6 protein-coding genes are annotated in these 12,126 nt (G+C 35.7%); 4 read left to right on the plus strand and 2 right to left on the minus strand.

The genetic code is table 11. The features are described 5' to 3' along the window. Window positions 1-88: 88 nt before the first annotated feature. Both R1T42_RS05495 and R1T42_RS05500 read right to left on the minus strand, forming a co-directional pair. Window positions 89-2,758, minus strand: a complete 2,670-nt coding sequence (locus R1T42_RS05495; RefSeq protein ID WP_317291604.1) for a T9SS type A sorting domain-containing protein — start codon at window positions 2,756-2,758, stop codon at window positions 89-91. Between the two features lie 496 nt (window positions 2,759-3,254). Then, on the minus strand, window positions 3,255-6,779 hold the full coding sequence (locus R1T42_RS05500) for a methylmalonyl-CoA mutase family protein (protein ID WP_317291605.1): 3,525 nt from the start codon (window positions 6,777-6,779) through the stop codon (window positions 3,255-3,257). Between the two features lie 142 nt (window positions 6,780-6,921). Here R1T42_RS05500 and R1T42_RS05505 point away from each other — a divergent pair, with 142 nt between their 5' ends. From R1T42_RS05505 to R1T42_RS05520, 4 genes are all read left to right on the plus strand, one after another. Further along, the gene (locus R1T42_RS05505) at window positions 6,922-8,031 is read left to right on the plus strand and encodes a serine hydrolase domain-containing protein (protein WP_317291606.1); all 1,110 of its coding nucleotides are present in this window, start codon (window positions 6,922-6,924) and stop codon (window positions 8,029-8,031) included. A 74-nt stretch (window positions 8,032-8,105) separates the two neighbouring features. Continuing rightward, the gene (locus tag R1T42_RS05510) at window positions 8,106-8,882 is read left to right on the plus strand and encodes a DUF1206 domain-containing protein (RefSeq protein ID WP_036584938.1); all 777 of its coding nucleotides are present in this window, start codon (window positions 8,106-8,108) and stop codon (window positions 8,880-8,882) included. Window positions 8,883-8,886: 4 nt separating this feature from the next. Continuing rightward, window positions 8,887-9,339, plus strand: a complete 453-nt coding sequence (locus tag R1T42_RS05515) for a hypothetical protein (RefSeq protein ID WP_317291607.1) — start codon at window positions 8,887-8,889, stop codon at window positions 9,337-9,339. 174 nt (window positions 9,340-9,513) lie between these two features. Next, on the plus strand, window positions 9,514-12,054 hold the full coding sequence (locus R1T42_RS05520) for a PIG-L family deacetylase (RefSeq protein ID WP_317291608.1): 2,541 nt from the start codon (window positions 9,514-9,516) through the stop codon (window positions 12,052-12,054). The last annotated feature ends 72 nt before the right edge of the window (window positions 12,055-12,126 follow it).

Genomic DNA, 12,126 nt, shown 5'->3' on the forward strand with positions numbered 1-12,126 from the left:
AGTTTTAGAAACCTTCTATTAAAAGGATTAATACAGAAAAAGCCTCTACTTAACGAGAGGCTTTGTTTTAATTATTATAGAATAAATATTATTCCACAACCAACTTCTCTACCTTTTGTCCTAGGTCACTTTGAATAGTAACAAAGTAAATTCCAGAGCTTAAGTTTTCTAAAGAAATGCGTTGCTCTGTTGCATTTCCAGTAAAGTTGGTTTGTGATAAAGTTCTACCGTTTATATCCATAATCGTCACGCTTTCAAGGCTATTTGAAGCAGATAAATTGATGAAGCTTTTCGCAGGGTTAGGATATACTTTTATAGAACTGTCTGTAGATTCTCCTACGCTTGCTGTGCTCATTACCGTTACCGTTTCGGTATTGGTGATGATCGGGAAATTGAAGTCAAAGAAAATCTCTGCGGTGTTATCAAAAGTATCTCCTGCTACCAGAGTATTTAATGTCTTGATTTTAAATAAGACATAACCATCGTTAGTTGCATCATTAAAATCCAGATTAATGTCTTCATGAATAAATTCTACCACATTTCCTTCCCTAATTCTCGTGTAATAATCATGACTACCACCTAGGGGAATCAACGTCGAGATATCAAATTGGGTTAAGTCAATTTCATCTTTTACTACAATATTCACAGCACTTGCCGTTCCTGTATTCTCAAAACGAATCATGTAATGAACGTACTGACCAACATCTGCTGGGTCTATGGTCTCACCTTCTAGACAGGTCTTGTCATTAGGATCATAAGAGTTGACAACGGTTTGATCAAAGACCATCACATTATCTGCTGGCATAACATCTGTTCCAGTTCCTGTAACCGTTCCAGTAAAAGTTAGGATGTCACCACCATTCAATGGATTAGTAGATTGAGTAGGCGTATTCAACGTCATTGTGAACTCATACTCTTCCATTTGGAATGGTTGCAAATTGCTAAAAGACCAACTCAACTGATTACTAGGTGTGTTTCCAGCATTAGGATTAGTCGATATTAAGGTCATAAAGTCTTCTTCAAAATCTAAGGTTACGGAACCACTAGCTGTTTGATTACCTTTGTTTTTTATCACTACTTTATAGTCCGTATCAAATCCTGGTCTTGCTTGTTCTAGTGGAACTACGATTACTTCGAGGTCTTCTATAGATCCTACTGCGGTCATGCAGAAATCAAATTCTATAATAGGCGCAATTGTATTTGAATAAAAAGAATTCTGATTTAATTGCCAAAAATTTGGATTCTCTAAAACTGGTACAATAGCGTGATTACCAGCATTAACAGGTAAAGAATAATCACCATTAAAATTTGTATAAAATATACCGTTACTATTGAAAGTGTTGTAAGTAAACTTTGCATAAGGATATCTTGGGTCATTTATATCACAACCATTCAAATCCGCATCTATGATTACAGAGCCTTCAAATTTATAAGAAACACCACCAGGGATCAATGAACAATAACTACTCAAATTTAAATTTAATCCATTAGTATTAGCCCAATTAGCTAAACCTACTAGTTCATAATTATCAGCACATACAGATTCAAGACTTGGCAAATTGTCAAATAGCCATAAGGTATTTCTACCATTCTTAATATTAATATCAGTTAATAATGGATTTCCACTCAACTCTACACTGTTTGATCCTGGAGTAGTTGTAATAAACAATAAACTACCATCAAATGAGGTCAAGTTATTACCATCAGCATTAATATCCCTTAACTCTTCCATATTATCAACTACAAGGCTTGTTAGATCATTATTACTTACATGCAATAATTCTAATCTAGAAAATGGAATTAGTGATAAATTAGTTATTTGATTATTATCTAATCTAAGTTCTGACAAATTGGGCATTTTAGATATGTCAAAAGAGTTAATGTTATTATTGTTTAGATTTAAAATATTAAATGCTAAATATTGATTATTAGATATTGAAAATGTTGATACCTGAGAATTATTGGCACTAAGGTTTCTGAGCGATGTTTGGTCTGAAATATCAAGTGTAGCAAAGTTATTATCAGAAAGGCTCACGTATTCTAACGAATATAAACCAGTTAAATCAATCGCAGTCAACAAATTGTCCTGTAAATACAACCATTCTAAATTAATTAAACCATTCAAATCGACTTGAGAAATATCATTACTTTGTAAATATAATTCCTCAAGCTGATTTGAACCTACAACGGAAATATTAGAAATAGAATTGCTTCCTAAAGATGCTTTGACCAGGGATGGTTTTGAACTAATGTCGATGGACGTAACTAATGACATAGAGATAAGAATATCTTGCAAAGAGGTTAAATTATTTAAAGACACTGCGGATAAGATATCATCATCTCTTAAAATTATATTCTCCAAAGTGGTAAGATTATCAAAGTTGACAGTTGTCAACATTCCATTATTTGAACAATTAATGGTCTTAATCGAACTTAAACCCTGAATATTAAAATTAGTAACTGGAGTATTAGTCATTTCAAGGACTTCCAGATTGCTAAAATTATTCAGTCCTGTAATATCGGTTATAGTAGTATAATTTAATTCTAATTGATAAACATTATTTGCTTCTGCTACACTTATCATTTGATCATTATTTGCATCAATAATCAAGGGATTCCCGTTTATATCCTTTGCAGTTCCATTAAATAATCCAGAAAGCACAAGCTGATTTTCTAATTCCGAATCAGGAAAACTTATATTCTGAGAAAAACCCAAACTAGAAGATAACATAACTAAAAACACTATCAATTTTCTCATAATCAATTATTTCCCACAAATAAAAGGAAAAACTAACTAACTAACTAACTAGATTTATATCTTTTTAATAAATGAATGCGGTAGAAATTACCGAATCTGCTTTGTAGTGGATTGACATATCGCACATCACATATAACCTTTGTTAATGAACCGTTCTCGACTCTCGCTCAAACTGACATCTTTCTTAATCTGAAATTTCCCTCTAACCGGTGAGGTTTCGCAAGGCATTAGCGGTGGTAATCTCACAGGTTTTCATTAAACACTGCTGATTTATTAAAAAAATTCAAATTAGTTCAAGTAGATTCCGCATCAAGTGCGGAATGACAAGGTTTTAAATGCGTTTATAGATTCATAAGATTCCGATTTCGCTTTGCTCATCGGGATAAGCGATTCATACGCTAGCAGAGCTTGAAATCATTCAAGGTTCAAAAGATCCTGAAGCGAGTTCGGGATAAGCGACCACTAAGGCTTTGCAATTGCAAAGCCAAGTGTCTGCTTACATATTTCGTCTATACTGTCCTCCTACTTCAAACAACGCTTCAGTAATCTGACCTAAAGTACAAATCTTAGTAGCTTCCATTAGATGCTCAAAAATATTTTCTTGTTTAACAGCAGCTTGTTGTATGTTAGATAGTTGTTCTTGTTGCGCTTTCGCGAAAGCGGTATGTAAATTATCCTTAGTAGCAATTTGAGCTTGTTTCTCTTCTTCTGTCGCACGTATCACCTCAGCTGGTAAAACCGTTGGGCTACCTTTAGAACTTAAGAATGTGTTTACTCCTATGATTGGGAACTCGCCTGTATGTTTCAACATCTCGTAGTGCATCGATTCTTCTTGAATCTTGCTGCGCTGGTACATGGTTTCCATCGCTCCTAGCACGCCACCACGTTCTGTAATTCTATCAAATTCTTCTAAAACAGCTGCTTCTACTAAGTCTGTCAACTCTTCAATGATAAATGCTCCTTGAATAGGATTCTCATTTTTGGCAAGACCTAATTCTTTATTAATAATCAACTGAATCGCCATCGCACGTCTTACAGATTCTTCTGTAGGTGTGGTAATCGCCTCGTCATAAGCATTAGTATGCAACGAGTTACAGTTATCATTAATCGCATACAGTGCTTGCAATGTCGTACGGATATCATTAAAATCAATCTCTTGTGCATGTAATGATCTACCACTCGTTTGAATATGGTATTTCAACATTTGTGCACGAGAATTTGCACCGTATTTGTTTTTCATCGCTTTGGCCCAAATCTTTCTCGCCACACGACCTATCACTGAATACTCAGGATCGATACCGTTTGAGAAGAAGAAACTTAGGTTAGGACCGAATTTATTGATGTCCATTCCGCGACTCAAGTAATATTCTACATAAGTGAATCCGTTTGCTAATGTGAAAGCCAATTGCGTGATAGGATTTGCTCCAGCCTCGGCAATGTGATAACCAGAAATCGATACACTATAAAAGTTACGTACTTTTTCTTCAATGAAATACTGTTGTACATCACCCATTAAACGCAACGCAAATTCTGTAGAGAAAATACAAGTGTTTTGAGCTTGATCTTCTTTTAAAATATCGGCTTGCACGGTTCCACGAACTTGTGCTAGGGTTTCCATTTTAATACGAGCATAGTCTGCTGGTTCTAGGATTTGATCTCCTGTAAGACCGAGAAGCATTAGACCAAGACCATCGTTACCTTCCGGAAGTTTAGTTACATCTACCTGACCATTTTTAGAATATACTTTTTCGCCTTGAGCGTTTAAATAAGAAGGACGTTCTACATTATTATCATCATAAACCTCTTTAAGCTTTGCCTCTACTTTATCACCTAAACCATTCTCAGTGATAAATCGTTCACAGTTCTGATCGATGGCAGCATTCATAAAGAACCCTAATAGCATAGGCGCTGGACCATTAATAGTCATCGATACTGATGTCATCGCGTGAGACAAATCAAATCCAGAATATAGTTTCTTTGCGTCATCTAGACAGCAAATACTTACTCCTGCATTACCGATTTTCCCATAAATATCTGGTCGCAATCCTGGATCATTACCGTATAAGGTCACACTATCAAAAGCAGTACTTAAACGTTTTGCTGGCATTCCAAGACTCACGTAGTGAAAACGCTTATTAGTACGTTCTGGTCCACCTTCACCTGCAAACATTCTTGTAGGATCTTCACCTGTTCTTTTAAACGGATATAATCCTGCGGTATATGGAAATTCTCCTGGTACATTTTCTTGCAAACACCATTTCAAAATATCGCCCCATGCGCTATACTTTGGTAACGCTACTTTAGGAATCATTTTATGAGATAGTGACTCTGTATGTGTTTCAATTTTAATGACCTTGTCACGTACTTGAAACTCATAAATAGGTTGCTTGTATTTATTCACCTTTGCATCCCAACCAGTAATTACTTCCCAATTATATGGATCAAGGTCTTTTAATGATTTGTTGAATTGTGCAATTAATAAATCAGCAAATTCTCTATCTTCAGCTACAACTTGTGATATGATGTAGTCTTCGTTTAAACCTTTATCAGTAATGAACCGTTCTCGACTCTCGCTCGAACTAGCATTCTCGTTTTGGTCTATTAATGTATTGATCGTTTGAAAAATACCATATAATTTTTGTGCCACGGTAGACTGTGTAGCAGCAGTATTATCATAAGCTCTATTACTTTCGGCTATCTCGCTTAGGTAACGTGTTCTAGATGGTGGAATAACAAATATCTTTTCACTTTGTGCTTTGTTAAGCTCATTTTTAGAACTTAAATCCACACCTGTTTTCTCGGTTACCTCAGCCATTAATGCTTCATATAACGCATTCATTCCTGGATCGTTAAATTGGCTTGCTATAGTTCCATGAACTGGAAGAGTTGCTGGATCTGTTTCCCAAAGATTATGATTGCGCTGGAATTGTTTTTTTACATCACGTAGTGCGTCGAGTGAACCACGTTTGTCAAATTTGTTGATGGCTACCACATTTGCAAAATCTAGCATGTCGATTTTCTCTAGTTGTGTGGCTGCACCAAACTCTGGAGTCATTACATATAAAGACACATCACTGTGTTCTAAAATCTCTGTATCACTCTGCCCTATTCCACTCGTTTCAAGAATGATCAGGTCATATTTTGCAGCTTTTAAAACATCTACAGCTTCTTGTACATGCTTAGAAAGAGCTAAATTAGACTGTCTCGTTGCAAGAGATCTCATATAAACACGATCATTATTGATCGCATTCATACGTATTCTATCACCTAATAAAGCACCACCGGTTTTACGCTTTGATGGATCTACAGAGATAACACCTATATTTTTTTCAGGGAAATCGATTAGGAATCTGCGTATCAATTCATCTACTAGAGATGATTTACCAGATCCACCGGTTCCTGTAATTCCTAAAACTGGAGTTCCTGCTAGTTCTTCTGCATCGAATTTAAATTCTGCTTGGAATTCTTCATGTCTGTTCTCTGCAAGTGATATCAATCTTGCGATAGTAGGTACATGTTTCTCTTCTAGTAATTCTTTTGTAGAGAGGTCTTTTCCTTGTTTCGCTTTCGCGAAAGCGGGAACAGCAACATCACATCGCTGCACAAGATCATTAATCATACCCTGCAAGCCCATCGCACGACCGTCATCTGGAGCATAAATACGAGTAATGCCATAATCCATCAAATCCTTAATCTCTGACGGTAGAATTACACCACCACCACCACCAAAAATCTTGATGTGACCAGCTCCTTTTTCTACTAGTAAATCACGCATATACTTAAAGTACTCGTTATGACCACCTTGATAAGAAGTCATCGCGATACCACTTGCATCTTCTTGAATAGCAGTATTTACCACTTCTTCTACACTTCTATCGTGTCCTAGATGTATTACCTCACAACCGGTAGATTGAATGATACGACGCATGATATTAATAGCGGCATCATGACCGTCAAAAAGACTAGCAGCAGTAACGATACGTACTTTATTTACTGGGATATATGGAGTTTGATCTTGCATTATGATATTCTCAATTTATAAAAGCAAAATTACGAAATCGATAGCGTAGTATGATATATTGTAATTAAACTTTTACATTTATTTATAGTCTTAATTTTATTCTTATTCTTGTTACTCATTCATTATAAAACAACCGATTATCATGAAAGTTTCTTTATCTATATTTTTACTAAGCATTTTTATAGTAACCTCTTGTAGTTCAAATGATAATAATGATGACGATATCATTATGGACCCGATAGAAATAAATTATTTCCCACCATTAACTGGCGACACATGGGAGACAACTTCTCCAACAGATTTACAATGGGATAATCAAAAGCTTACTGAACTTAACACTTTTTTAGAGCAAAATGAAACGCGTGCATTTATCATTTTAGTAGATGGTAAAATCGTCGTTGAAGAATACTGGAATAATGACTTACTAGGTCAGCCATTTGATAGTAATAGCACCTGGTATTGGGCAAGTGCTGGTAAATCTCTCGCTAGTACTGTGGTAGGTATCGCACAAGAAGAAGGTTATTTAAATATTAATGATAAGACATCTGACTATCTAGGCAATGGCTGGACCAACATGTCACAAGATAAAGAAGACTTAATTACTATAAAGAATCACTTAACTTTTACGACCGGAATCGACTATAATGTAACAGATGAACAATGTTATGATCCAACATGTTTAAATTATCTAGTAGACGCTGGGAATGAATGGTACTACCATAATGGTACGTACCTTATCACTCATGATATCCTAGAAGCAGCAACTGGTGTCACTAATAATCAGTACACCAATAGTTCTATACTTAGTAAAACAGGTATGACAGGACAATGGACGAATACAGCATTATTTACCAACGTATTTTTTAGTAACGCAAGAAGTGCCGCAAGATTTGGCTTATTAACACTTGCCGAAGGGAATTGGGACGGAACAACGGTATTAGGCGATAGTACCTATTTTAATGCGATGACAAATACTTCTCAAAATATTAATGAAGCTTACGGTTATTTATGGTGGTTAAATGGTAAAAGTACCTTAAGATTTCCTGGATCTACAGCAACTATCCCGTCATCCCTAACGCCATCTGGACCAGTGGATATGATTAGCGCCTTAGGTAAAAATGGACAGTTTATAGATGTCGTACCTAGCTTAAATATGGTGGTTATAAGAATGGGTAACGAGCCATCTGGCAGTTTAGTACCCGTTATATTACATGATGAGATGTGGGAAAAAATCGTAGAAACGATAAATTAAACAACTAAAGTTTTGTTACATACAATAAGACGCAATCTATCGGATATTATTTTTGAAGGAATTAAAAATAACGATTGAAAAATTACAGAAGATTTGCAAGAATAGGAATAGCTACTAAAGGTGCCGTTTTTTTATTGATGGGAATAACCGCACTAATTACAGCGTTTCAGCTCACCTATGCGCTTAAAAGTGGTGATGACGTTTTAAAATGGATCTCTCATTTAAGCTTTGGATGGTTCTTAATTTTATTAATGAGTATAGGTCTAGCTGGTTATATTTTCTCCAGATTCTTTCTAACTTTTAATATGCAAGATTATGACAGTGATTCTGGAAAACCAACTTTCCGTAGAGCCGCCTATTTTATAAATGGTATAGGATACTGTCTACTTTTATTTACTTGTTTAAAATTACTATTCGGTATGCCAGACGATGATGGTAATGCTGGATGGAAAATCAAAATACTACAATCGGTATGGGGAAAAATCATTGTATTTATAATTGCTACTGGACTGGCTGTAAGTGCTATTAATGAATGGTGGATCTCTTTTTCAACCATGATGGACAAAATGACTCATAAAGAAAATCTTACCGATCATCAATACAAATACCTCATGCTTTTAGGTCGCATAGGTAGATTCAGTCGCGGAATTGTATTTGCTGTTTTTGCATATATCCTAGCGCGATCTGCATATTACAATATGCAAAACTTACCTAAAGGCGCAGACGCTGCCTTTGCGTTTATGCATGTCGAGTATGGAGCTATAATTATGGGACTAGTCTCTAGCGGTGTACTTTTCTATGGTCTGTTTTTAATTCTAAGTTCTAAGTACAGAAATATACCTATCAGATAAGGTTATGAAAGATCTTGCTCCTAACCATAGACTCAATAAAACCTTCCTACCCATTATCTTAACATTTATAGGTTGCTTAATATTCATTGCTGCTCTTAAAAACCATTTATTTTTCTTGGGACCTGTAATTCTAATTAGTGTGATTATAGGTTATTTAATTGCAAGACGATCTTATAATGAACATGCTAATGCCTTTTATGATTCTGAATTTCTATATCTTACCTATAAAAGTGGGACTATCAAAATAAAGTTACAAGACATTATTAGTGTTAGACTTTCTAAACCCGAAGTAAAACTGATGGGCATTCCCTATCACGATTATATGATCACTTATCAAAATGAGGACCGATCAAAAAATTCTTATAGCTTTTTGGTGAACTCTATCAACTACAATATTGAATCGTTTGAGAAAATGATCAACTACTATTCACCTAACACTCAAATAGATCACTATTAGAACTGGAAAATACGCTTTCGCGAAAGCGTATGTAATCAACTGGTAATATTAATTAAAACATTGATGGTTCAAAGATTATAAATCAGAACATTCTCAAATACGTCTAGATGTGATAAAGAAGTTACAAATCTTCACAAATTTTTAAGAATTGAAAATTCTATCTTCACACGCAATATGAAGAAACTAATTTTTACTTTTATTGCGTCCCTTTTATTCCTAGGTCACGCCACAGCTCAAGAAAATCGATTATTCCCTACACAACCCAATACCAGTGAGATATATCACAATCTAGAGAAGTTAGGTTTTTTAGGTACGGCACTATACATAGCCGCTCATCCAGATGATGAAAACACACGTTTAATCTCATGGCTTTCTAATGATAAGATGGCACGTACTGGTTACTTATCATTAACCAGAGGTGATGGTGGTCAAAACCTTATAGGTCCAGAATTGCGTGAGCAATTAGGTATGATACGCACACAAGAATTGCTAGAAGCGAGACATCGAGATGGCGGCGAGCAGTTCTTTACACGTGCAAACGATTTTGGCTATTCTAAACATCCAGTTGAAACCCTAGAAATATGGAATCAACAAGAAGTTCTTGAAGACATGGTGCAAATTATAAGAACGTTTAAACCAGATGTCATCATCAACCGATTTAATCATCGCACGCCTGGTACCACTCATGGTCATCATACAACCAGTGCTATGTTAAGCATGACTGCATATAAAAGTGCAGCTCTTAAAACAGCATATGCGAGTCAATTAAGTCGCCTAGACACATGGCAACCTCAACGTATATTTTTTAATACTAGTTGGTGGTTTTACGGAAGTCAAGAAGCTTTTGAAAAAGCAGACAAAACCAATTTACTAGAGATCGATGCCGGAACTTATTACCCATGGAATGGTTTATCTAACAGTGAGATTGCCGCATTAAGTCGCAGTGAGCATAAATCACAAGGTTTTGGTAGTAGTGGTTCTAGAGGATCACAAACTGAATATCTCGAGTATTTAGAAGGCTCTTTCCCAACCGATAAATCAGATTTGTTCTCGGGCATTAATACTACATGGACACGAGTATCTGGTGGATCTAAAATTCAAACCCAACTTAATAAAATTCTATCGAGTTATGATTTTAAAAATCCTGAAGCTAGTCTACCAGCACTAGCTGAGTTGCATCAAGCCATTTCTAGACTTAAAGATGAGCACTGGAAAGCCATCAAATTAAGAGAACTTGAAGATATTATTCTTCAAATCACTGGTGTTTATCTAGAAGCGAGCTCAAATCAACAATATATTACTGATGGTGCCACCACACCTATTAATGTTGAGGTAACAAATAGATCTAATGATGAGATAAATATTTCCTTAACGGCTAACAATATGATAGCGTTAGATCAATCTCAAATTAACACCACATCTAATTCCAGTACAATTGTAAAAGGTACCCTAACGATACCGCAGTACTTCCAGCCCACGTCACCTTATTACCTTAATGAACCAGCATCCCTAGGTATGTATACTGTTAAGGCTATGAATGAAAGAGGTTTGCCAGAACTTGAATCACCATTTGCAGTAAAGGCAGTCGTAACCATACAGAATATAAAAATCTATAGAGACTTAAAAATTCAATTTAAATCAACTGATCCTGTACGAGGTGAGATACATGAGCCATTAAATGTTGTACCTGCCGTATCAGTAAGTGTTCAAAATCCTGTTTATATTTTTAATGAGGAATCTAAAATAATACAGGTAAGCATGACCGCAAATACAGATTTAAAAGCGGGAACTATTGAGCTATACGCACCTAATGACTGGATGATCAAACCTTCTAAAATTGAATTTGACACCATGACTTCAGGAACCGTGCGTACTTATAATTTTAACATAGTACCTCCTAAAAGAGCCTCACGTGGTGTGGTAAGTGGTCTGGTAAAAATAGGTGATCAATCATTTTCTAAAGAGGTTATTTCTATAGATTATAACCATATACCAGATCAACAGTTAGTGCGCAACAATGAAGCTCAAGTTGTTAAACCTAATCTTAAAAATAGAGCTACCACAGTGGCTTATATTAATGGCGCCGGCGATGATGTTGCCACCGCAATAGAAGCGATAGGATCAAAAGTATTCCGTTTTGAACCTAGCGAGGTTCCTAGTGATTTATCAAAATATGATGCTGTTGTGGTAGGAATTAGAGCGTTTAACGTCGCACCTACTGAAATGGCAGCGTTGCAAGAACGTATAGATACCTATGTAAAAAATGGTGGAACGTTAATGATGCAGTACAACACAAGCAGACGTATAAATCCAGATGCACTAGGGCCGTTATCTATTACGCTTTCGCGAAAGCGTGTAACCGATGAAAATGCGGCTGTAACATTATTAGAACCTAACCATGCGATTTTAAACAAGCCTAATAAAATTACAAGTGTTGATTTTGAAAATTGGGTACAAGAACGTGGATTGTATTTTCCAGAAAAATGGGATCCAGCCTTTACTCCTATTCTAGGAATGAATGATAACGGTGAAGAGATGACTAATGGTAGTTTAATTGTTGCGAGATATGGCAATGGGCATATTATATATACAGGTCTCAGCCTTTTTAGAGAGTTACCTGCTGGTGTTTCTGGAGCTTACAAATTACTTGCAAATATGGTAAGTATAGGTGTAGATGATCAACCGGTTAAAAAGAATAGTGATGAAAAGTTCTAAGAAATGGAATCGTATTTACATTCTTGTGATTGTTGCAAACATCATTTTTGCAGCTATATTTTACTTAATTAC

The organism is Nonlabens ulvanivorans, from assembly GCF_032922765.1.
GTDB lineage: Bacteria > Bacteroidota > Bacteroidia > Flavobacteriales > Flavobacteriaceae > Nonlabens > Nonlabens ulvanivorans.